The sequence below is a fragment of the Pontibacter cellulosilyticus genome, from assembly GCF_014306105.1.
Taxonomy (GTDB): domain Bacteria; phylum Bacteroidota; class Bacteroidia; order Cytophagales; family Hymenobacteraceae; genus Pontibacter; species Pontibacter cellulosilyticus.
Window position 1 is genome coordinate 120,890 of record NZ_JACRVF010000001.1, and the last position, 23,449, is coordinate 144,338.

The following is a 23,449-nucleotide window of genomic DNA, read 5'->3' on the forward strand; positions in this document are numbered from 1 at the left end:
GTTGCTGCGAACGGTTAACTGAATAATCTCTGAGCTAGTTGTTCTTGTAATTAGCTGTAAGTTCCAGAAACCTCTGAAACACTAAATAACCAGTAGCTTCGCCTGTATTGCTTGTAACAGTTAGCAGCCATTCGTTTGCCGGCAAGTACTCAATGGCCGCACTGTAACCAGGCACAACGCCGCCATGGCCTACTGTGCGAATGCCCCATAAGTCTTCGCCTTGTGCTCCTAAGCCTACCCACGATACAATGCCATACTTTGGAAATTCAGCAGTTATCCTATCCTGCGACAGAAGCCTTTCCGTCATCTCCTTGCTTAAAAGCTTTTGATTTAATATAGCCTGCATGAACTTGTGCAGGTCAGAAGCATTAGACCATATTCCTCCTGAAGGCTTTGCATATTGCGGAAGAACTTCCATGGAATTACTCAACTTGTTTTCTTCTGAGATTTCGAAACAGGCTTTTAAGCTCGTTTTGCCTACAGCATAGTTACCTTCTTTTTTAGGTATGTTAACGCGTGAATCATTCATTCCGACAGGTGAAAATATACGCTCCTCCACAAGTGTTTTCCAGCTCTTTTTAGTTACTCTTTCCGTTATTGCTCCTAATACATCAAATCCTTCGCTGGAGTAGTTATACTCACTTCCTGGAGCAACTTTAGCATCCTTGTTTTTCAGAGACTGGATTTGGGCAGCAATCAAATCATCTACATTTTCTGCTGCATTTATATCTTTAATGTAATTAATGTCATCATTTAGCTTGATCCCAGAAGTATGAGTTAGTAAGTGAATTATCGCTACTTTACTTTTATAAGGTTCTGGGTAATCTGGAAGGAAATTGCCTATAGTGTCGTTCAAACTAAGTTTGCCCTCTTCTATTAGTTGCAATGCTAGTATAGCTGTGAAAAGTTTTGTTACTGATGCCGTATGAAACAATGTTGTTGTAGTGATGGGATTCGGAGTTTCTTTTTTATCGCTTCCCCAAACCTTGTTTAACAATATTTTTCCTTTATGGCTTAGTGTAACTGTCCCATCAAATAAATTGGCTGCTGCTAATCTATTTAGATATTGCTCAAGGGAATCTACAATTTCTTGTTCAGTTTGCGGTGCAGGTGGGAAATCTACAGGCCTGGCACGCCAAGTGGATAACCTATTTGATTTGTTTGCAAGGCTATTAGTTAAATAAAACTGAAATCCTACCCAGCCCTGCGAAATTTTGCCCTTATACCAAACAATAGGTGGTGTTGAGACAGTGTCTGTAAAACTATATGCCAGAGGTCCATAAGTTCTGTATAGTTCCATGCGGTCTGTTGCATAGGCTAAGTTACCACCATTATTTTCTAGAAATTGGCTAGTGAAAATTTGAGAGACAATCGGAGCAAGAGAATCTGGCTTGCCAGTGTTAAAACCTTGCACATACTTATCTGACAACCTGCGGTATACAGATTGATCTTCTGTTGGAGTAGTTGTTTTACTGCTGGCACAAGAAAGCAGGAGTAGCAAAAGGATGGAAAGAAAATGTCCAATTTTAGTCTTTTTCATATTTTAGTGCCTTGTTACTTTTGACATTCCAGGTATTTTTAAAACACCACAGCTGTGTACTAAATATAGTAAAATGAATATCATCTACTAAATTTCACAGCCTCATCCTAACTCCCAGCGCCAGATTGAAAATCTTGCCTGGGCTCAGGTATTTTGGGTTCTGGATGTAAGAAACTAGGTACTCCATGCTGGTGCCAAACTCATAGTATGCAGCAAACTTTTTTAACCTGTCAACTCTGGTAAGATCAACCTGGCCGCCTAAAAGTATGCTTCCGTGCAAGGCAGTAGAAAAGCCGTAGTAGCTTTTGGGGTATTTGTCGCTGGGTTCTGTAGCAAAGTAATCGCTGCCAAAAGTATAGCTAACCTGGAGCCCTACACGAAGAGGCTGCCAATTCACAGTTTTTATTTGAACAGGCTTTATCGGCACATATGTAGCTTTTATAGCCGAAGTTACAATTCTATCACCGCCTATACTCTGTGGCAGGTAGCCCAGGAACAGGTCTGTTTCCAGCTTCTCATCAAACAAAGTACGTCCTACACCTACTGAAAGGAAACCAATGCCGCCTGCAAACTGCGCCTTTAGGTGAAAAGGAGAGGCAGGAGGAACTGCAGTTGTGTCTGTTTGCTCTTGCTGTGCAAATGTCGGCGGAGCAACTATAACAGTTAATACAAGTGCAAGTATGAAAGTATAAATCGGCTTCATATTAGTAATCAATGGTTTTGATGTCGAAGCCGTTAGCCCATACTTTAAGATAAGTAAAGCCTCTTTTCTTAACTGTAGTGGTGCCGTGGTAAACTATGTTATCGTTGTAGCGTGTGCTGGTTTGCCAATTGTGTATGTGGCCAAACAAACTAAGATTTACCCTCCTGCTCGACTTTAATACATCATGATAAGCCTCTTCCAGGTTTCTGTCAAAGTCACCGTCGTGCGGGGGAACATGCGATACAACAATGGCTTGAGAAAAATTTTCATTTTCGCGCTGATAAAGCTCTCCTGTTAGCCAGCTGATGTCAGGTACTTTCCCGTTAAAGCCATACTCACGGCTGTTTGTGTCTACAAACACGAATTTGGTATGGCCATAGGTAAAGGAGTAATTAAGCGGACCGTACATCTGCTGGTATACTTTGCTGCCGTTGGCTAACAGGTCGTGGTTACCTACTACCGTCAGGTAAGGCCATTTTAGATCTTTCATGATGTCGTGCACCCACTTGTGCTCCTGCGTCATGCCAAAATCGGAGATATCGCCCTGGTGTATTACGAAATCAATGTTTTCAAATGTATTGGCGTGTTTTACAAAATCAACAGCTTCGTCGTAAAAACGCTGGGTATCACCCATCACTAATATGCGGAGGGTATCGCCAGGTTGTTGCTGTTGCAAACGGGCAAGACTTTTAGCAGTAAGGTCGCGTTCGTGGCTTTCGAGCCTGATCTGGTTAGGGTGAAATTCAAAAAGATCGTCGCAGGAAGTTATACACAGGCTTAGGAGCCCGAGTAACAAAAAGTACTCAATTCTTTTCATAGTTGTGGGTAGCAGTTGCATGTTTAAAATCTACCAGACCTTAAAAAAAGCCAGGTAGCATTATTTAAATATAGCCCTACAGTATTTGGCTAATCCGTAATGGTTGGAGGCAGATAATCCGAAGGTGCTGCCACAACTAGTTTTACGGAGGTAAGTCTTTAAAGTGCTAATCGGTAAACAGGAACAGCCTGCTTTTGTTCAGTAACTAAAGGTGGCTTACTTAATTATCCAGGCTCCAGAATTGACCATCAGTAGTTTGATAGTATACCAATCCATGATGCTTAGCGTAATAAATCTCCTTTAACCTATTTGTGCCAGAGTGATCTACATTAAAAACAATGCGCAGCACTCTGTCATAAGTCTTATTGTTTAGCGTAAGGTTGTCTACAAACTCAGCTTGGATATTAAAGGCCTGTATCACTTCATCAGAAGCGTTCTTGCCAGTAGTGAGGGATACAAAATCAGTGTTAAAGTCAAGCTGACCTAAATTGGTAATATTAATGGTGTTGTGTTCAGCCATTACAACGAGTCCCAAATCATTTGACTTACCGGAGTAAGTGAGCAGATAATATTCATACTTCCTGTCGCCGTATACGTTGGCCTTGCTGTGCGTATCCTTTTTTACAGTTATAGTTACTTCGTCTTTCTCTCCGGTGTGACTGGTAAACTGAAGTTTTGCTTCTGCTTTGGTCTGCAGCCAAGCTTCGGTATGCTCGGTTATGCGCAGTGTCTCTTTTTCACAGGAGCTTAATACCAGCAGCATAAAACAGAACAGATAAGTATAAACAAGACCGAATTTCATAGTATGAAAGGTTTATTGTGTAGATACTATATACGGAGAAAAGGTTGCATGTGCTGAAGAATTAATATTATTACTATGTGATACTCGAGGTTTATATTACCTCTGGTGTTTTAAGGCTTTGGGCGGTTTAATAATGGTGTTTATAGTATAACGCAGGCTGACTATCTAATAGGTGATTGCTAAATGCTGATATTGAGTACATTTGCCCACGTCTAAATCTACAACTATGAAAAAATTATTACTTGGCACAGCTGTATGTTGTGTCTTTGGTTTCAGCGCATCTGCACAGCAAAAAAATGCAGCATCAATAGAACTTGTGGGAGAAAAGCTGATCTCTACCCCTGAAAACGAGTTTAACCCCGTCTTATCCCGTAACGGCAAAACCATGTACTTTGTAAGAGCACACGAGGGCTTCGAAGACATGAAAATTATGGTTAGCCACCTTAGCAAAGGACAGTGGTCGGAGCCAGTTGCTGTTTCTTTTTCCGATGACCTTTTCAATGATTCTGATCCGTCACTAAGCCCAGACGGAAAGACGATGTTTTTCATAACTAACCGCACAACCGACGGGCAGGTGGGCAAAAAGGATCTGGACATTTGGCAGTCGCAGTTGGTAAATGGTATCTGGGCAACACCTACTCCTGTCTTAGGAGATAAGGTAAACAGTAAAGGCGATGAACTTGGTCCTGAGCTTCGTGCTGATGAATATTTATACTTTAATTCAGGCCGGAAAAGCGGTGTGGGCAGTTCAGACATATTCAGAGCAAAGTACCAGGATGGCAGTGCAAGCCAAATGGAGCTGGCGCCGGAGGAGGTAAACACAACGGCATTTGAAGGAGACATTACTTTCTCTACAGATGGAAAGTACATGGCTTGGGCTGCATGGGAAAGAGATGGTGTGTTGGGAGAGGGCGACATCTATATCTGCTATAAATTGAAAGATAATACTTGGTCAAAACCTGTTAACCTCGGAGCCTCCCTTAATAGCTCCGCTTTCGATTTTACACCTCATTTTTCTGCTGATGGGCGCTACCTATACTTTGCCAGCTTTAGAAAAGATGCTCCAGTTAATGCTTCCGCTGAAGTACAGAACGGACAGTCAAATATTTACAGAATAAGCATGAAAGAAGTAAACCGTTTGCTAAAAAAGAAGACGCTGCTGTAGTCACTATTTAATCAACTTCTACCGTAATGTCGCGTTAGCTTTCCTCTTTGTACAGATGCAGACAATTTGGCGTAAAGTATGGCTTTGGCTTTTTGTTTGAAGAGTGCTTAGCTTTACAAGTAGCAATTGCAGCCCAAACGCAGCAGCTGCGTATGTTTAACCTGACCAAGTATAAAACTGATGACTAAAATAAGATCTACCACCGTTTGCGGTATCTTCCACAACGGCGAAGTAGCACTAGGTGCCGACGGACAGGCAACCATGGACAAGCACATCGCCAAAAGCAATGTAAAGAAGATCCGTAAACTACTCGATGGCAAAATTGTAACTGGTTTTGCCGGATCAACTGCCGATGCCTTTACGTTGCTGGAGCGTTTCGAAGAAAAACTGAATGCCTACCAGAGCAACATGAAACGCGCGGCTATTGAGCTGGCCAAAGACTGGCGCAAAGACCAGTACCTGCGCAAGCTGGAAGCGATGATGGTGGTAGCCAACAAAGATGAACTTCTAATCATATCAGGAACTGGCGACGTGCTGGAGCCGGACAACCAGATTGCTGCTATTGGCTCTGGAAGTATGTATGCGCATGCTGCCGCTTTGGCACTTAAAAAGCATGCTCCTCATTTGTCTGCCGAAGAAATGGTGCGTGAGGCCCTGAACATCGCAGCCGATATCTGTATTTATACCAACCATAACCTGATCATCGAAACGCCAGCTAAGTAGGCGTTGCTCATTATTCGTTTAGAAATTGTTAATCAGAGTCGATTAAATGTTTTAGGCTGTGGACCCACTGGTAAGGGTTTTTACTTATTGCATTTAACCTTATGTAGTCGAACAACGAATAAACGATAATCGAATAACGAAATATGTCTTACCTTTGCCGCCTCCTACTGCTATGTGTGGCAGTACTGGCTTAAAGCTAATTAGAATGGAAGTATCAAAATTCTTAAAGAAACACTACAAGCACTTTAATGCCGCATCTTTAATTGATGCCGCCGAAGGATACAAAACACACCTGAATAACGGGGGTAAAATGCTGGTAACGCTGGCTGGTGCCATGTCTACTGCAGAGATGGGAATTATACTTGCCGAAATGATTCGCCAGGATAAGATCCACGCCATTTCGTGTACAGGTGCTAACCTGGAAGAGGACATCTTTAACCTGGTAGCGCACGACTTTTATGAGCGTGTGCCACACTACCGTGAGCTTTCTGCTGCCGACGAAGAAGAGCTTCTTAGCCGCCATCTGAACCGCGTTACCGACACTTGTATTCCGGAAGAAGAGGCGATGCGCCGCCTGGAGCACACAGTATTAAAATACTGGGTAAAGGCTGATGAGGCTGGTGAATCATACTTCCCGCACGAATTTTTCTACCAGATCCTATTAAGCGGTGACCTGGAACAGTATTACCAGATCGATCCTAAGAACAGCTGGATGCTGGAAGCTGCTAAAAAGAACCTTCCGATTATCTGTCCAGGCTGGGAAGACTCAACATTGGGTAACATCTATGCAGGCCACGTGATCAGCGGCGACGTGAAGAATGTACATACTGTAAAAACCGGTATCCAGTACATGATGGAGCTGGCCGAATGGTATACACAAACGGCTAAAGAGGAGTCTACGATTGGCTTCTTCCAAATTGGTGGTGGTATTGCCGGCGACTTCCCGATTTGCGTAGTACCTATGCTGCACCAGGACCTGCAGCGTGACGGTGTTCCGCTTTGGGGATACTTTGCCCAGATATCTGACTCAACTACCAGCTACGGCTCTTACTCTGGTGCTGTGCCAAACGAGAAAATTACCTGGGGTAAGCTTGGTAAAGATACTCCAAAGTATATGATCGAGTCGGATGCGACTATTGTGGCGCCACTTATCTTTGCTCTTGTGCTGGATATGTAATAACTGCAAAGTATAAAGTATAAATCAAAGGCCCGGTAGCTTATGTTACCGGGCCTTTGATTTATATAGACAAATCCATATTTTTGACTCTAAACTCTAACCTTTTTCATATGAAAGCATGCTTTACCCTTATTCTTACCATTCTTAGTATCACCGTTTTTGCACAGCGTAACCTTGTGCCGGGCTACTACATCACCAAAAGCGGCGAAAAAGTAGAGGCCCAGGTAAACGACCTGAACTGGGATAGAAACCCAACTTTTGTAGAAGTAATGAAGGACGGTAAACTGCAGCGCCTGGGCATGGCCGACATACAAGGCTTTGGCATTTCGTCCGGTGATATGTACGATGTATTTGTAGTTGACGTAGACAAATCGCCTACCAAACTAAACGATATTAAACCTAACAGCCAGCCTCTCATAGAGCGCGATACAGTATTCCTGAGAGCTGTGGTAAAGGGTGCTGCCAGCTTGTATTACCTGAAAGACGAAAATGCTAAAGAGCACTATTACATCAGAAAAGGGGATGAGCAACCTGCCGAGCTGATCTACAGAATAACAAAGTATGAGAGCAACGGAAAGATGGGCTATACCAAGCTGCCTATCTATAGAGGTCTGCTCTCCTCTACGCTAACAGACTGTCCGGATGTAACTAACAAATTATCAAAGCTGAATTACAACAGAAAATCCCTTTCAGATTTTGTTGAGGCTTATAATCAATGCATAGGCACGAATGGCTTCGTCTACAAATCTTATGATGAAGGAACAAAATGGAATATAGCTGTTACAGGAGGTCTAACTTATTCTACACTGAAGTTCTCAGGTTCTGAATCCAGATCTCTTTACAATGGGAAGTATAACGACACAAATTTTACATTGGGTGTTACAGCACTTGTTACTTTACCTAGAGGTAGAGGTAAATGGGCAATACAAGGGGATTTACTATATAAACCTTTTAAGGCGGAAGATTCTTATTCATACAATAGTATTGGATCCATAGTTAGATATACCCATGAGACAGTTAAGTTTGACTTAGGCTATGTTGGATTAAATACATCAGTACGCTATAGATTTTTGGATAGTAAAGTAAAACCTTACCTAAATGCTGGAATTGCGAATAACCTCCTAATATATGAGTCTAATAGTCAGCAGATAACCTACCAAAGCTTTGAAGATATAGACGAGAAGAAGCCTCTTGATGAAATGCGAAAGCACGAACAGGCTTTGCTCTTAGGGGTAGGAGTAGAGTTAAAGAAATTAGCTGCAGAGGTTAAACTGGAGAGCGGCAATGGCTTTTCGCCCTATGTTGGCCTTAAATCAGCTAGGAATACGGTATCAGTAATACTAAGCTATACTTTAAAATAGTGTACTAGGTATCACTTTATATTACAAACAGCAGCGGCTGCTAGGTTTATTCTGGCAGCCGCTGCTGTTTAAAGCGGAAGAACATCAGATGTTGTTTAAACACTGTATTTACTGGATCATTAACTCAAGAAAATTAATTCAGGCGCAAAGTATAATACATTAAATTTCTTATATATTTAGAAGATTATTTAACTACAAATCATCTTCTATGAAAGCAGTTTTTACTTTTCTGTTTGCTTTGCTTGCGGTGCCTTTACTTGCTCAAAACAACTTTGTTCCGGGGCATTATATTAATCACTAGGGAGAAAGAATTGATGTTTACATCAACAACAAAAACTGGGACAAAAACCCTACGAACATTAAGATTAAGACTGATCTTAACAGCGCTGAGATTCAGACACTGACTGTTTCAGATATCAAAAGCTTTGTTCTATCTACGGGTGATGTTTTTGAATCGCATATTTTACAGGTAGAGCATTCGACTTCTAATTTATCTGAGGTGATGCTGTTTGACAGGGAATTAGTTGTAACAACCGATACTGTATTTCTGCGTGCGCTTGTAAAGGGTGCTGTCAGCCTGTTCCGGTTACAGTACGAAAAAGGAGAACCGCATTATTTCATACAGAAAGGAGACGAAGTACCAGTTGAGCTCATTTACAGAACAACCAGGTTAGAAAACAAGCAGCAGGTTGGCTTCACGAAAGTTCCGGTTTATAAAGGTATGCTAACTGTCAAGCTTGCTGACTGTGCTGAGGTGAGCAAAAAAATAAACGGGGTGGAGTTTAGTAAGAATGCCTTAACCCATATAATTCAAGACTACAATAAGTGTATTGACGGCAATGAAGGGGAGTACCTTGCAAAAGAGGAGAAATCAGGCTTTGCCCTTGCTGCGATTGGAGGTATCACTTACAATTTCCTCAAAATAAAAGGCGATGCAGATGAAACTGTGAATAGCGCAGACCTTAATGAAATAGGGTATACTGCAGGAGCTTCGTTTCAATTTACTTTTCCCCGTAACCATGGCAGATACTCATTGCTTGCAGAGGTAATGTATAAGCCCTTGAAGATAAAAGGTACCTACAAAGAAGTTAATCCTGCTGATAAGGAAGTTTATGTTTTGACAACTGCTAATTATGATATGGATTATGCGGGACTCAATATTCTGGGCAGAGTTATGTTTGGTACTCCTTCTAAAATAAGACCTTATATTAATGCAGGGCTTGGGAATAACCTAATGCTGGCCAACAACAGTCATCAGTTAAGGGAAGTGCACATTTACTCAAATGTAACCACTTATGAAAATCAGATGAGTAATGTACGCAAGTTTGAAGAGTCGCTGATACTGGGAGTTGGGGCCGAAAGTAAAAGGTTTGCGTCTGAAATCAGGTATGAAAGAGGTAGCGGGTTTTCACCTGTAGGTGAAATAAAGACGATCAGAAATGCAGTAGCTCTTAAACTTAGTTATAATTTATTCCAAGAGTAGTTTAAGCAAAAAGCGGCTGCCAAATTTAACTGGCAGCCGCTTTTCGTTTTAGTCTTTATTGTTGCTGTTGTAAGAGTTTTTCAGCGCGGTATACATTATCAGCAGCCTGCAAAATTTTACCTCTTAACTTAGGGTTATACTTCGGATGCTCCTGCAGGAACTTCCTTATAACTGCCGCTGCTTCCGGCGACTGGTAAGAGCCGAACGTTGCGTTCAACCAGTTAGTCGGGAAAAAGATATCGCCGGTTAACTGGATCTCCTCCAACAGCTCTAGGCTTTGCTGCAGGTACTTTTCAGAAGTATGGCTGCGCAGCGGGTGGTGCAGGTAACCAAGTGCCGAGGCAACCCATGCTTCTTTCTCGCGGTTCTGTTCTTCTTTAAGCGAGGCAAAAAAAGCATCTCTAACTTTCACGTCTGCAGATAGAGCCGGCATCATGAACTGCAGTCTTTTCTGACGGTCCGGATTTTTGATGCGCTTTAGTTGCTCATTTAGTATACTATTGCCATCCGGGTACTCCCTCAGGGCCAGCGACAGTGCCAGCGAAGTATAATCATCCTCCGTTAGTTTTACTCCCTCGGGTGGCTGTTGGGTCTTCCACACCTGGTACAAGCGTTTTGTGGCCTCAGGTGTAAGGGCAATGTTCTGGTAGGTTTTAAAAAGCAGCTTTTTGGAGTTCGGGTCTTTGCGTGCGGTAATGTTATCCCATACTTTCTTCTCAAATGCAGGGGCCATTTTTTCTCTGATTCCCGGCCGGATGAATCTCCAGAAAATATCGCCAGTGTAGCTTGTCAGTAACTTCAGGTTTAGCTCCTCTGGCTCTCTTTCAGATTCTATTAAAGTGAAAGCCAGTAACAGTTCAGGTGCTACTCCACGGCCACTCAACATACTTTCGTACAGGTTAATGTAAGCAGCGGCACGCATCACAGGGTCTTGTAACCGCGCAATTGCAGCCAGGTTGTTCTTGTCAACAGGAAACTGCCCGTAGCCCTGACCGGATGAGTTAAAAAGTATAAATTCTGGCTGCTGTTTTCCGATAGCGTTCTCAACCGTTAGCTGTTTCTGATCCATGTTTATGGTCAGTTCTTCTACCCGGTCTTTGTAAACCAGTGCCACTTCAAAAATCTGCGGCCAGAGCCTGTCAGATCCGTCTTCGCCCTGCTGTGAGATAGAAAAGGAGGTTATCTTGCCTTTGTCGGTTTTCAGTTCATAGGCAATCTGTGGCCTGCCGGGTTCATTTACCCACACCTGGTTCCAGGCCTGCAAATCTACAGGTGTGCGGGCATCCAGTATCTCTATCAGGTTAGGCCAGGTGGCGTTGCTGTTAGCATACTTTTTCAGGTACTCTCTCAGGCCCTCTTTAAACGCAACTTCCCCCATCAGGCGCTCAAGCTGGCGCATCATGATCGGGGCTTTGTGATAGATGATATGGCCATAAAGAGAACCGGCATCCTGCAGGTTGTCTAGTTGCTGCCGGATAGGGTTGGCACCTGCTGTGCGGTCTATACTATAAGCTGCAGGGAAATGGTCCAGCAGAAACTTCAGTTCATAGTTAGCATCAGCCATCGTAACCTGCGAGATCTTATCAGCCATAAAGTTGGCGAACACCTCCTTCATCCACACATCGTTAAACCACTGCATGGTTACCAGATCGCCAAACCACATATGGGCAGTTTCGTGTGCGATCAGGTTAGAACGCGACACACGCTGATCTTTGGTAGCTCCTTCGTCAAGGAAAAGCGTAGAGGCTTTGTAATCGATCACTCCCACGTGTTCCATGCCGCCATATTGGAAATCCGGGATGGCTACAAAGTCGAACTTCTTAAAGGGGTAGGGGATCTGGGTGTAGTCCTCCATAAAACCCAGCGCATCGGCGTGTATTTTAAAGATGGGATCTATACTTAGCTTTAGTTTACTGCTGTCTGTTTCGCGGTGGTAAAAGTTCATTGGCCTACCCACTTCCTGCCGGCTTATCAGGTCAAAGTCTCCGGCTACAAACGAGAAGAGGTAGGTGCTGATGGTATCGGAATCTTGGAAGCGGTATGTTTTCTGTTGATCTTTTGCCACAATGTCTTTAAGCGGGGCATTAGCTACTGCTTTCCACTTCTGCGGAATAGTTAGGGTAAGGGTAAAGGTAGCTTTCAGGTCGGGCTGGTCGAACACCGGGAATACGGTGCGGGCTCTGTCCGGTACCAGTAAGGTATACAGGTAGTCATCGTTCCGGTTAAGCGATAAGTTGCCGGCTATAAAATCTATAGCTACTGTATTCTCGCCCTCCTTCAGGTACTTTTTATCAATGATGACGTGCTCATTTTCGAAAGCGACAGGTATAGACTTGTTGTTTACTTTTATACTTTTCAGGTTGCTGGCCTGCTCCTTAAAATCAAGTTGGAGCGGATGCTGGTTTTTGCTAAGGTTAAAGCTGATTACCTCAGAGGCTGCGATTGGATCCTCCTTTTTTTCTGGTATGCTAAAGTGCAGGTTATAGTTGATGTTTTGCAGCACCTGTTGACGGTACTGTGCCAATTGCTGCGCTACGCCTGTTTCCACGGGAAGGGTGTTGGACTGCGTGGCTGTCTGGCTGCAGGACACAGCCGCTAGTAACGCCAGAGAAAAGGCGCCGGTTTTAAGTGCCGAAAAGGTAAATTGTTTCATGCAGAAAATTTTGTGCTAAAGTAAAGTTAAGCATTACCGGGGATAAATGGTAGGCTGAGGCTATATGGGGATTAGGAGTAGTTAGAAAAACCAGAAAACTAAAGCTGAATAAAGACAGCCCGCCAGAAGTTTTGGGAACAGCTGTTGCAGGAGGTGTGAGAAAGGGTTGGTACTTGATATTTTACTAAGTATGGCTGCTGCAAATTTTACTTCTGTATCCGATAAAAAAGCAAGCCAGGGCAGGTATGGCTATTAACCTATCAGCTCACCTCTGCCAAACCTGAACTCATCTTCTTTCAGATAATATTCGCCGCACTTCTGAAGTATGATCAGGTTATCTACGGTTATTTCCCAGTCAAAATTATACTGGCACAAGTAAGAGAGCAGTGGGCCTAAAACCTCCGGGCTAGTATCGCCAAGGGCAAGGGTAATATGAGGCAGCCACATGTTGGTGTTATAGTATAAACCCATCTCCGTGCTCATTTCTGAAATAGCTGCGTGCAAACGCTCGTGCAAACGGTTAAGAGGCGGTGTTCTAAGAACAGGAATGTATACCACAGGCTTTTCTCCTGGAAATATTCCGAGGCCAGTCGTTCTTACTGTAAACTTTTCGGTTTCGAGGCTGGTGGTTTCAAGATATTGCTTCAGCTCTTCCATGTCTACCACCTCGGCAGTAAGCAGGGTGAGGTGCGGATAAGGGGTTAGCTTAACGCCATTCAATCCGAACCGCTTTTCCAGGTATTCTGTCAGTTCATTTACCCGTTCAGAAGTTCTACTGTCTAAAAGCGAAGCAATTGCAATCATAGGGTATGGCTTTTAGTACACGTGGTTCAGTAAAAAAACGATGTACTCTTTTAAATGTTTTGAATATAGCGGCAATATAGTTTAGTAGCACTTTATTAGAAAGGCTTATACTTGTTATGAAGTATAAAGTTGTAGTACAAAGCAGAAACACCGGTTTTTAGCAGCTAGCACTTTTTCTATGCCTTTCATGTTTTTTACCTACATGCAAATTTAAGTACCTTTGCAACTTACATATTACCCTGTTACATGATCTCTATCAATAACCTGAACTTCCATTTTGGCAGCCGCCCTATGTACGAGGATGCCAACCTGCATATAAAACCCAAAGATAAGATAGGCCTGATCGGACTAAACGGTACAGGTAAATCTACACTGCTGCGTATTATTGTTGGCGAGTACAGGCCTGATGGAGGAAGTATCCAAATGAGCAAGGAAACTACCATTGGCTTCCTGAACCAGGACCTGCTAAGCTACGAGACGCACGAAAGTATACTTTCTGTGGCCATGCAGGCATTTGAAGAAGCGATGAGCCTGCAGGGGGAGATCGATAAGGTGCTGTTGGAGTTTGAAAACAACTTCCATGATGACCTGGTAGAGAAACTGGCAAAGCTGCAGGAGCGGTTTGAGGCACTGGGCGGCTATACGATGCAAGCAGAGGCCGAGGCCATACTTGAAGGTCTGGGCTTTACGACTGAAGAACTGCAGCAGCCTTTGGCCTCTTTCTCAGGCGGCTGGCGCATGCGTGTGATGCTGGCAAAGATACTGTTACAAAAACCTTCGCTGCTGCTGCTCGATGAGCCAACCAACCACCTCGACTTACCTTCCATTAAATGGCTTGAAACCTACCTGGAGCGTTTCGAGGGAGCTGTGGTGATCGTATCGCACGACCGTGAGTTCCTGGACAAAACCACCAACATGACCGTGGAAGTATCAGGGGCTAAGCTGAACGTATATGCTGGCAATTATAGTTTTTATGTTGAAGAGAAAGCGCTGCGAAACGAAATACAAAAGGGTGCTTACGAAAACCAGCAGGCTCACATACGCCAGACAGAACGCTTTATTGAGCGATTTAAGGCCAAAGCTACCAAAGCAAAGCAGGCACAAAGCCGCATGAAACAGCTGGATCGGTTGGAGCGCATTGAGGATGTAGCACCTGAGGCTGCCAAGGTGAATTTCAGCTTTAAATTTAACATACAACCGGGCCGCCATATTCTGCGCCTAGAGCACATGAGTAAAGCCTACGGCGAGAAAGTTATTTTCAGGGATACAAACGTGCATGTGGAGCGCGGCGACAAGATTGCTCTGATAGGCGGCAACGGTAAAGGTAAATCCACGCTGTTACGCATAATTGCAGGCACAGAACCAATAAAAGGAAAGCGGGAGTTGGGGCATAACGTGATCATGTCGTTCTACGCACAGCATCAGCTGGAATCGCTGAACGTGGATAACGAGATTTTGCAGGAAATGCAGCAGGCCGGCTCTAAAAAAACAGAGATGGAACTACGTACCCTTTTGGGTTCTTTCTTGTTTACCGGCGATGATGTGTTTAAGAAAATCAAGGTACTTTCGGGTGGGGAGAAATCTAGGGTAGCATTGGCTAAAACGCTTATCTCGGAGGCCAATTTCCTGATGCTCGACGAGCCTACCAACCACCTGGACATGCAGTCGGTGAACATACTTATCCAAGCGCTGGAGCAGTACGAAGGTACATTCATTATTATCTCTCACGACCGTTATTTTGTGGAGAACATGGCCACCAAGATCTGGTACATAGAAGACTACCAGCTGAAGGAGTACCCAGGTACTTACCACGAGTACGAGACTTTCCAGGAGAAGCGTGAAAAGGAGGCAAAGCAACTGGCAAATGCTGCACCGCAGGTTAGTAAGCAGAGCCAGCAAAAGCAACCCCGCGAGAAAAGCGAATACAACCAGCTAAACAACCAGCTTAAGCAGGTAAACAGACAACTGAGTGAAGTAGAGAACCAGGTACAGCAACTGGAAACCAAACTTGCCTCCCACGAAAGCGAGTTGGCTGACCCAAAAATATACGGTAATGTAGAGCTGCTACAGGAAGTAACCGCCAAGTTTGAAAAGGTAAAAGTGGAGCTGGACAAGGCACAAGAGAAATGGGAGGAGCTGATGATAGAAGTAGAGGACCTGGAGGCAAAGCTGGCAGAGTAATCTGACCGAAGTATAATTAAAAGGCCCGGGTAGCAGATGCTACCCGGGCCTTTTGCTATGCAGCAGCTACTGCTTCTGTTCCTCCTGCTTTCTCAGATCCAAAGTATAAAAAAGCCAAAGCGTAAAGTTGTGGTTGTTCGTGTACCTGTTTGGCACAGACCCCGACTGCACAAAACGGTTCATGTAACCGGTCTGCAGCCGTAGCGGGCCTCTTTCCATCCCTGCCATCAATCCTAACCGGTTTTGATCAAAGGTGTTGTGCACAATGCGCTTTCCGAAATTCAGAAATACCTCGTTGCTAAGTATAAAGTAAGGAATGATTTCCATGGTTTTCAGAAATGACAGGTTCAGTCGCAGTGTTTCCTGTAGTCTGAGGCGGTGGTTAAATTCATACCCGGAAAGAAGCCTACCCTGTTCCACTTTTTGCTTGTAGCGCATGTCGTAACGCAGCCTGGTGGATAGGCTCAGGTTGCGGCTGACAGTATGCGGAACAAAGACCTGTAGCCATGGGCGGTGCTCGTGTCGTTTAAGCGCTTCGGAGTCTGTACCAGGTACAGTAAGCCAAGCAAAAGAGTAACCCGCCGTTGCGTTAATGTGGTGCGGGAGGTGATGCGTTAAGCCCAAACGGGCAACAGTAAATGCTCCGTTAATGTGGTGCATATCCGTGTATAACGAGAATTTATCCGAAACCCGGAAGTTAACAAAGGCTGCTTCCCAGGCGGCATGTTCTATACTTACCTGCTTTTGTTGCGCAACTGTTTTGCCTTGGGGCAACAGGCAAAGTATTAGCCAGGCGAAGTATGGGAGCAGCTTTGATTTCATTCGTTTATACTTGAGCAGCAGCAGCTTTACAATGCAGGCAGCTTATTACATTTAACCTGTTTTGGCTCGTCTGCGTTGTCATGCTATATAGGCTAAACATTAAGCAGCATGCAGAGCGATAAGGTACAGAAAGACGAAGAACTATGGTATAAAGATGCCATCTTCTATGCAATTGATGTGGAAAGTTTTCAGGACTCAGATGAGGACGGTATAGGCGATTTCCAGGGACTGATAAAGCGCATCGATTACATCAAAGACCTGGGAGTAGACTGTCTGTGGATACTGCCCTTTTACGCTACCCCCAACCGTGACAATGGATATGATGTAAAGGATTATTACTCCATCGATCCGAGGATGGGCCGGCTAAGCGATTTTACAGAACTTGTAAAGGTTGCCAAAGAGCATAACATCCGCATCCTCGTAGACCTGATCGTGCACCACACTTCAGATGAGCACCCTTGGTTTCAGGCTGCCACTGCCGACCCTAAATCTAAATTTTTCGAGTATTACGTGTGGCGGTCAGAGAAGCCGGAAAATGAAACAAAAGAGAACATCTTTCCCGGGCAAGAGGACAGTATCTGGTCGTATAACAAAACTGCAGGTGCCTATTACCACCACATGTTCTACAACTTTCAGCCAGACCTTAATATCGCTAACAAGCATGTGCAGGACGAAATAAAATCCATCATAGAGTTCTGGCTTTCTTTTGGTGTGGATGGGTTTCGAGTTGATGCTGCTACGCACATACTGGAGAGTAAAGGAGTAAACGGCACACGGCTTAAAAGGCCCGTAGGTTTTCTGAAAGAGCTTAGGAAATCGGTTACGAAAAAAAGCAACGAGACAATTCTACTTGCAGAGGCAGATGTAGAGCCAGATAAGTTAGGTTTATACTTTGGAAAAGGAGAGCGGCTGAACATGCTCTTCAACTTTATACTTGATAATTATATTTTTCTTGCCCTAGCCCGCGAAGAAGCCAAGCCTATTGCAGACTGGCTGCAGAACCCTTTGCCACCAAAGAAATGCCAGTGGGCAAATTTCCTGCGTAACCTCGATGAGTTGGACTTGGAACGACTTAGCGAGGAGGAGCGGCAGGATGTGTTCAAGCGTTTTGCACCGAAAGAGGATATGCGCATCTTTAACCGAGGCATACGCAGGCGGCTGGCGCCCATGCTGGAGGGGAATCGGCAGCACCTGGAGATGGTATACAGCTTACTTTTTGCCCTGCCAGGCTCACCAATGCTGGTGTATGGGGATGAAATAGGAATGGGCGAAGACTTAACACAAGAAGGTAGAGGAAGTGTGCGCCTGCCCATGCAGTGGAGTGACAAAAAGAACGGGGGGTTCTCTAAGGTGCAGCGTGATAAAGTAGTTTGGCCGCCCCTGGAAAAAGGTCCTTTCAGCTATAAAAAGATAAACGTGCAAAGCCAGCATCAGCAGCAGCACTCCTTACTGGAGTGGATGAAAAAGCTGATTCGTATCCGAAAACACTGCCGCGAGATAGGCTGGGGCAAGGCCACGTTAATCAAAACAGACAAACCTCAGATACTGGCCCACACCATGGAATGGAGAGACAGCATACTTGTGTTTGTGCACAATCTCTCGGGCAAGCCTTGCAGTTTTAAGTTAGCTATGCGCAAGCTTCATCCACGCCAGTTTATGGTCATCTTCCAGGACAGTGATTATGAACCTACAAAAGAAGACACCACCACACTGGAACTGAACGGCTATGGATACCGATGGTTCCGAGTAAGAAGGGTAGAGGAGGTTTAGCCTCGTGTGCCTTTATACTATCATACCTTATAGACTGCCCGTGCAGAGCTTTATCTGACTAAGGCCATAAGCTTTTAATCCAGAAGTATAAGCAGGCCTTCGTCTCCGGCTAAACTAATGTTACCCTTCACTTTTTGGTTCTCACGTTCCGGATCGGTGGCAAGTACAACAGTGCCTGTGTAGCTTTCGTGCTCTGGCCTGAACACACAAGGCTTATGACCAAGGTTCAATACGATCAGGTAGCTTTGGCCATTGTTCTTCCTGATGTAAGCCAGCAAAGGAGAGCGAGCCATAACCGGTTGGTAATCGCCGATATGAAGTGCAAGCTCTTTCTGGCGTAGCTCGAGCAGGCGGCGGTAAAAAGTAAGCATAGAGTATGGATCGTCGCGCTGCACCTCCACGTTTATCCTTTTAAAGTTATCTGGTAGAGGCAGCCACGGCTCTCCATCTTCTGTAAACCCTGCATTCTTGCTGTTGTCCCATTGCATCGGGGTGCGGGCTGGGTCGCGGCTCAGGTCTTTGTCCGGCATGTTCAGGCCTTGTGGGTCCTGAATTTTATCCGGTGGAATAGGAACATCGCGCATGCCTATTTCATCGCCATAATACATGGTTGGCGTGCCCCGAAGCGTTAGTAAAAGCATGCCTGCTACCTTTGCCTGAGAAGTGCCAACACGGCTGGTGATGCGCGGTTTATCGTGGTTACCGATTACCCAGTTGGGCCAGCCACCCTCTGGTAAGGCACCCTCATACTCATCAATATGTGATTTAAGTACAGTAGCGTTCCAATCCAGTGTGATCAGCATAAAGTTAAAAGGGAGGTGGGTGCCCTCATTGTCGGCGCCGTAGTAGGTAACCAGCCGGTGGATGGGTAGGTAAATCTCCCCGATCATTACGCGGTTATCATACTCATCCATTACATCGCGCATCATGGCTACAATGTCGTGCACCTCTGGCTGGTCTGTAGAGAAAGCCGGCACCACCTGCTGGTACGTAGACTGGCTCTGCTTATAATCCGGGTTTGGTGGGTTGTCGCGCAGCTTTTCGTCTTTAATCATGTGCCACATCACATCCACCCGGAAACCATCTACTCCTTTATCTAACCAGAAGCGCATCACATCGAACATAGCTTTTTGCACTTCCGGGTTTCGCCAGTTCAGGTCAGGTTGCTCTTTCAGGAAGGCATGGTAATAATACTGCTGCGTTTTATCGTCCCATTCCCAGCCACTTCCGCCAAATACTGCCAACCAGTTATTAGGTTCGCTGCCGTCTTCTTTGGCATCGCGCCAGATGTACCAGTCGCGTTTTGGGTTATCTCTGGATGAACGGGACTCCAGGAACCACGGGTGCTCGTTGGAAGTATGGTTAGGTACCAAGTCAAGTATAAGCTTCATGTCGCGCTGGTGCACCTCCTGTAGCAGCTGGTCAAAATCTTCCATGGTACCAAACAGGGGGTGTATACCACAGTAATCAGAGATATCATACCCAAAATCGGCCATGGGAGAAGGGTAGATAGGAGACACCCATACAGCTGTAATTCCAAGCCATTTGAGGTAATCAAGCCTGCTGATAATTCCTTTCAGATCGCCTACGCCATCTCCGTCACTGTCCTGGAAAGAACGTGGGTATACCTGATAAACTGTACCTGATTGCCACCATAGATACTCCTGCTGCGCCATAGTTTTTGTGGTTTTATACTTAATTCAAATTACTGCTTTGTGTGTACGGTGCGAGGCTTTTGAGGATACGCAAGGCTGGTAATATCAACAGCTCAGCCTGTTTTAGCATTAACCTATGGCAGAGGAGGAGAAGTATAATTGAGAAAGAATTGTTGGACGAAAATTATTTTAAATATACAGTTGTTGTTATATATCTATGTTTTAATATATTTGCAGCCTTCCATTTATACTTGTTGGTTTTACCTATGGGGGCAAGTATAGTATCTGAAACAGATTTCGCTTTTGGGCAAATGAATGGGCAGATAAGTGGTACAGTAAAAGTTAAACAACTAACAAAAACTATATGAAAGCAACTCTACTTAAACTTTTTGCCTTTGTAATTATACTTACAGCCACAGTATCCTGCCAAAAGACGTCTTGCCCAGCCTACAGCAAAATTGTAAGCAAGCCAATGCAGAAAACAACATTCCTGTCAGACTCAGCGCCAAAGGGAAGGTACTAAGAAGGATTTTATACTTGTGTAAAAATGAAAAGCGCCTTACAGCAACGTAAGGCGCTTTTCATTTTTAGTTGTGTGTGAAACTTAAAAAGATCTCATCTAAAACCTACTCACTTTTAAGAGATACCACCGGATTTGTAAGTGAGGCTTTGATTGCCTGTGAACTCATAGTGATGATGGCAATAATAAGAGTAACCACACCGGCAAGTATAAATGGCCAGTAGTCCAAGGTTATGCGGTAAGTGAAGTCCTGTAGCCACTTGTTCATAAGGTAATAGGCAATAGGCACTGCAAGTATAAAAGCGATTAGCACTAGCTTCACAAACTCTTTCGAGAACAGCACCGTGATGTTAAACATCGTAGCACCTAACACTTTGCGAATGCCTACTTCTTTTGTGCGCTGCGCGGCCATGAAAGCCACCAAACCATACAGACCCAGGCAGCCAATAAAGATGGCGATGATAGAGAATATCTTGAAGAGTTTGTTCTGGCGTGCTTCGTCTTGGTAAAAACGTGCAATAGATTCGTCCAGGAACTCATAATCGAATACATCGTCCGGGTAAGCTTTGTTGTAAACTTTCTCCAGGTGCTGCAGCGCCTCCTGTTTGTTGTTCATGTCTATCTTAGCAGACAGGAACCAGTAGTTGTTTGGGTTAGCAAGTAAGATGGACGGGTCGATCGGGTCGCGCAGCGGATTCTGGTGGAAATCTTCTACTACACCAATGATGTAGCCTTTTACTTCGCCGTTACCCAAGGCAATGGTTTTGTTAATAGCTTCTGACGGGCTTTCAATGCCTAGTTTGCGACGCATGGTCTCGTTGATAACGTAAGCAACAGAATCACTTTCTTTATAGTTGCGACCCGCCAGCAGCTTCATGTCGTATAGGTCGATATAGTTTTCATCAGCAATTTTATAGTTGGCATGGAACGGCACGTCTTCGCTGGAATTATCAAACTTAAAGTTGCCGGTAAAGGTGATGTTTGCAGAAGGCGGCGCAGAAGAAAGACTTACCTTTCTAACCGCAGGATGATTGGCTAGTTCTTGGCGCAGCGGCATCAGCTTCTTGCCCTCACCGGTTGGTAGCAGCACCGTTACTACAGCATCTTTGTTAAAGCCAAGCGATTTGCTTTTGAAGAATTCCATCTGCTCGTTTACCAGTATGGTACAGATAATAAGCACCTGGCAAATCGTAAACTGCAGCACCACCAGCGCACTCCGCATCGACAGGCCAGCTACTTTTTGTGTGTTTATACGGCTCTTCAGCGCAGCAATCGGCTGGAAACGTGCCATGATAAGAGCTGGATAAAGACCAGCAAAAAGCGTTACCAGCAGCACCTGTGCCACCATAAAAAACAGCAGTGCAGGGTCCTGCAGTATAGAGAATGCTATCTCCAGTTCCAGTAATTCGTTCAGGTAAGGCAACACAAGCTCGGTTAGAACAACAGAAAGAAGCGTGGCGGTTAAAGTGATCAGGAATGTTTCGCCCAGGAACTGCAGCATTAGCTGTAGTTGGCTGCTACCCATTACTTTACGCACGCCTACCTCGCGGGCACGCTTAATGGCCTGTGCCGTAGCCAGGTTAACGAAGTTGATACAAGCTACTATTACCAGGAACAAACCCACAAACGCCATCGACCAGATTACTTCACGGGCAACGGTTCTGTTGCTATAATTGCCAAGCACGGCATCAAAGTGTAAGTCGCTAAGCGGTTGAAGGGCATAAGTTTCTTGTGGTAAATTTGCTCCTTTATCAGGTATATGATTTTTAATGAGAGCGTTTAGATCTGCGGTAGCTCTTTTATCAGTCATGCCTTCAGGTAATACAAGGTACAGATGATGCGTACTGGATAAAGAGCTCCACGACTTAGCATCGCCGTATGGTGAGTAGTCTACAAACGACTTGTAGGAAACAAACAGGCTAAACGGCAAATCTGTATTACTTGGCAGATCAGGAATCACGCCTGTTACTTTTAAGGTTAGCTTGTTATTGAATTTTATCAGGCGGCCAACCGGGTTTTCACCTTCAAAGTATTTTTGAGCGATACTTTCTGTAAGTATAACATTATTCGGCTCCGATAAGCTTTGAGCAGGATCGTTGGCACCCGTCTCAAAATCGAAAATATCGAAGAACTCCGGCTCAACAAACCCGATATGGGCATCCTCTTTAAAGCGCTTAATTGCATTGCCATCGTTTCCGAGTATGTTTACCTGGCCACCTTCTTCACCATGTACTTGGGTTAAGTTGGCAAAGCCAAGGTTATTATTGCTGCGTAGCAACTCGGCCAGCGGATAGTGAGCGGCAGAACTTCTTGCTTCTCCTTCACGGTAATTAGATACTGTAGTGGCTCTGTATATTTTATCGGCTTTGCTATGGAAGGTGTCGTAACTAAGCTCATACTTGATCACCAAGAAGAGCAGGATGCTGCAGGTTATCCCCAGCGTAAGGCCAGCCACGTTAAGTATACTGTAGCTTTTGTTTCTGAGGAGTGAGCGCCAGGCTGTCAGGAAATATATCTTAAACATAGTTCAGTAGCTTTTGGTGTGAGACATTAAAGCGCTATGGCTGCGCTGGTGGCATGTATGCGTTCTGTAATTACTTGGCCATCCAGCAAGTTAATGGTGCGGTGTGCGTATTCTGCATCAGAAGGAGAGTGCGTAACCATTACAATGGTGGCTCCGTCTTCGTTTAGTTCCGAAAGCAGGGTCATTACCTCACGGCCATGCACCGAGTCAAGGTTACCAGTCGGCTCATCGGCAAGTATAAGTCCTGGGCGGCCTACCACGGCTCTGGCAATGGCCACACGCTGCTGCTGGCCACCAGAAAGTTGTTGAGGAAAATGGCTGCGGCGGTGCGCTATGCCCACTCTTTCTAAAGCAGCATCTACGCGCTTCTTTATCTCTGCTTTAGGTAACCCCTGGTAAAAAAGTGGCAGCTCTACGTTCTCCTGCACCGTTAGCTCATCAATCAAATTAAAACTCTGGAAAATGAAGCCCAGGTTCTCTTTGCGCAGGTTGGCTCGCTGGTGTTCTGTAGCGCTGGCAATCTCGGTGCCCATAAACTTCAGGCTTCCGGCAGTGGGAGTGTCAAGCATGCCAAGTATGTTTAGCAGAGTAGATTTACCGCAGCCCGATGGGCCCATAATAGCTACAAATTCGCCGCTGCAGATCTGTATATCTACCCCTGCCAAGGCAGTTGTTTCCACGGTGTCGGTGACATACTTCTTCTGCAGCCTGATGGTTTCGATAATTCGTTCTTTCATAGTTTTAGATTG

At 44.8% G+C, this 23,449-nt stretch carries 19 protein-coding genes; 9 read left to right on the forward strand and 10 right to left on the reverse strand.

The annotated features are described in order from the left end of the window. Nucleotides 1-34: 34 nt before the first annotated feature. The 4 genes from H8S84_RS00500 to H8S84_RS00515 all read right to left on the reverse strand — a co-directional run bounded on the left by H8S84_RS00500 (nucleotide 35) and on the right by H8S84_RS00515 (nucleotide 3,862). Nucleotides 35-1,540 (reverse strand): serine hydrolase domain-containing protein, encoded by a 1,506-nt coding sequence (locus H8S84_RS00500; RefSeq protein ID WP_187065318.1) that lies wholly within the window; start codon nucleotides 1,538-1,540, stop codon nucleotides 35-37. Between the two features lie 94 nt (nucleotides 1,541-1,634). Beyond that, complete coding sequence (locus H8S84_RS00505; protein ID WP_187065319.1) at nucleotides 1,635-2,243, reverse strand: hypothetical protein; 609 nt, start codon at nucleotides 2,241-2,243, stop codon at nucleotides 1,635-1,637. A 1-nt stretch (nucleotide 2,244) separates the two neighbouring features. Next, nucleotides 2,245-3,060: a metallophosphoesterase family protein gene (locus H8S84_RS00510; protein ID WP_187065320.1), complete on the reverse strand. Its 816-nt coding sequence runs from the start codon at nucleotides 3,058-3,060 to the stop codon at nucleotides 2,245-2,247. 220 nt (nucleotides 3,061-3,280) lie between these two features. Then, entirely contained in the window at nucleotides 3,281-3,862 is a 582-nt protein-coding gene (locus H8S84_RS00515) for a hypothetical protein (protein WP_187065321.1), read from the reverse strand. 226 nt (nucleotides 3,863-4,088) lie between these two features. On the opposite strand from H8S84_RS00515, the gene H8S84_RS00520 reads away from it, so the two are divergent. From H8S84_RS00520 to H8S84_RS00545, 6 genes are all read left to right on the forward strand, one after another. After that, a complete protein-coding gene (locus H8S84_RS00520; RefSeq protein ID WP_187065322.1) occupies nucleotides 4,089-5,027 on the forward strand; it encodes a PD40 domain-containing protein in 939 nt (312 codons plus the stop codon). A 47-nt stretch (nucleotides 5,028-5,074) separates the two neighbouring features. After that, nucleotides 5,075-5,215: a hypothetical protein gene (locus H8S84_RS00525; protein WP_187065323.1), complete on the forward strand. Its 141-nt coding sequence runs from the start codon at nucleotides 5,075-5,077 to the stop codon at nucleotides 5,213-5,215. Beyond that, on the forward strand, nucleotides 5,208-5,750 hold the full coding sequence (gene hslV / locus H8S84_RS00530; RefSeq protein WP_187065324.1) for an ATP-dependent protease subunit HslV: 543 nt from the start codon (nucleotides 5,208-5,210) through the stop codon (nucleotides 5,748-5,750). The genes H8S84_RS00525 and hslV overlap by 8 nt, the downstream gene beginning before the upstream one ends. Before the next feature lie 205 nt (nucleotides 5,751-5,955). After that, the gene (locus tag H8S84_RS00535) at nucleotides 5,956-6,927 is read left to right on the forward strand and encodes a deoxyhypusine synthase family protein (RefSeq protein WP_187065325.1); all 972 of its coding nucleotides are present in this window, start codon (nucleotides 5,956-5,958) and stop codon (nucleotides 6,925-6,927) included. A 110-nt stretch (nucleotides 6,928-7,037) separates the two neighbouring features. Then, nucleotides 7,038-8,288 carry an outer membrane beta-barrel protein gene (locus H8S84_RS00540; RefSeq protein ID WP_187065326.1) on the forward strand — a complete coding sequence of 417 codons (1,251 nt, stop codon included), beginning with the start codon at nucleotides 7,038-7,040 and terminating at the stop codon, nucleotides 8,286-8,288. A gap of 502 nt (nucleotides 8,289-8,790) precedes the next feature. Beyond that, nucleotides 8,791-9,771 (forward strand): outer membrane beta-barrel protein, encoded by a 981-nt coding sequence (locus H8S84_RS00545; RefSeq protein WP_230407070.1) that lies wholly within the window; start codon nucleotides 8,791-8,793, stop codon nucleotides 9,769-9,771. A gap of 55 nt (nucleotides 9,772-9,826) precedes the next feature. On the opposite strand, the gene H8S84_RS00550 is transcribed toward H8S84_RS00545, so the two are convergent. Next, nucleotides 9,827-12,424: a M1 family metallopeptidase gene (locus tag H8S84_RS00550; RefSeq protein WP_187065328.1), complete on the reverse strand. Its 2,598-nt coding sequence runs from the start codon at nucleotides 12,422-12,424 to the stop codon at nucleotides 9,827-9,829. A gap of 252 nt (nucleotides 12,425-12,676) precedes the next feature. Then, on the reverse strand, nucleotides 12,677-13,228 hold the full coding sequence (locus tag H8S84_RS00555; protein WP_187065329.1) for a 2'-5' RNA ligase family protein: 552 nt from the start codon (nucleotides 13,226-13,228) through the stop codon (nucleotides 12,677-12,679). 246 nt (nucleotides 13,229-13,474) lie between these two features. Between H8S84_RS00555 and H8S84_RS00560 the strand changes: the two genes are divergently transcribed. Then, nucleotides 13,475-15,409, forward strand: coding sequence for an ABC-F family ATP-binding cassette domain-containing protein (locus H8S84_RS00560; protein WP_187065330.1), 1,935 nt, complete (start codon nucleotides 13,475-13,477; stop codon nucleotides 15,407-15,409). A 66-nt stretch (nucleotides 15,410-15,475) separates the two neighbouring features. Here the strand turns inward: H8S84_RS00560 and H8S84_RS00565 are convergent, their stop codons facing one another. Beyond that, on the reverse strand, nucleotides 15,476-16,231 hold the full coding sequence (locus H8S84_RS00565; RefSeq protein WP_187065331.1) for a DUF2490 domain-containing protein: 756 nt from the start codon (nucleotides 16,229-16,231) through the stop codon (nucleotides 15,476-15,478). Between the two features lie 108 nt (nucleotides 16,232-16,339). On the opposite strand from H8S84_RS00565, the gene H8S84_RS00570 reads away from it, so the two are divergent. After that, on the forward strand, nucleotides 16,340-18,001 hold the full coding sequence (locus tag H8S84_RS00570) for an alpha-amylase family protein (RefSeq protein ID WP_187065332.1): 1,662 nt from the start codon (nucleotides 16,340-16,342) through the stop codon (nucleotides 17,999-18,001). 74 nt (nucleotides 18,002-18,075) lie between these two features. Here H8S84_RS00570 and H8S84_RS00575 read toward each other — a convergent pair whose 3' ends face one another. Next, on the reverse strand, nucleotides 18,076-19,677 hold the full coding sequence (locus H8S84_RS00575) for an alpha-amylase family glycosyl hydrolase (RefSeq protein ID WP_187065333.1): 1,602 nt from the start codon (nucleotides 19,675-19,677) through the stop codon (nucleotides 18,076-18,078). 343 nt (nucleotides 19,678-20,020) lie between these two features. Between H8S84_RS00575 and H8S84_RS00580 the strand changes: the two genes are divergently transcribed. Further along, entirely contained in the window at nucleotides 20,021-20,179 is a 159-nt protein-coding gene (locus H8S84_RS00580) for a hypothetical protein (RefSeq protein ID WP_187065334.1), read from the forward strand. 103 nt (nucleotides 20,180-20,282) lie between these two features. Here H8S84_RS00580 and H8S84_RS00585 read toward each other — a convergent pair whose 3' ends face one another. Together H8S84_RS00585 and H8S84_RS00590 are read right to left on the reverse strand one after the other, a co-directional pair. Next, nucleotides 20,283-22,700 (reverse strand): ABC transporter permease, encoded by a 2,418-nt coding sequence (locus H8S84_RS00585; RefSeq protein ID WP_187065335.1) that lies wholly within the window; start codon nucleotides 22,698-22,700, stop codon nucleotides 20,283-20,285. Nucleotides 22,701-22,726: 26 nt separating this feature from the next. After that, complete coding sequence (locus H8S84_RS00590) at nucleotides 22,727-23,437, reverse strand: ABC transporter ATP-binding protein (RefSeq protein WP_222621545.1); 711 nt, start codon at nucleotides 23,435-23,437, stop codon at nucleotides 22,727-22,729. Between the last annotated feature and the right edge of the window lie 12 nt (nucleotides 23,438-23,449).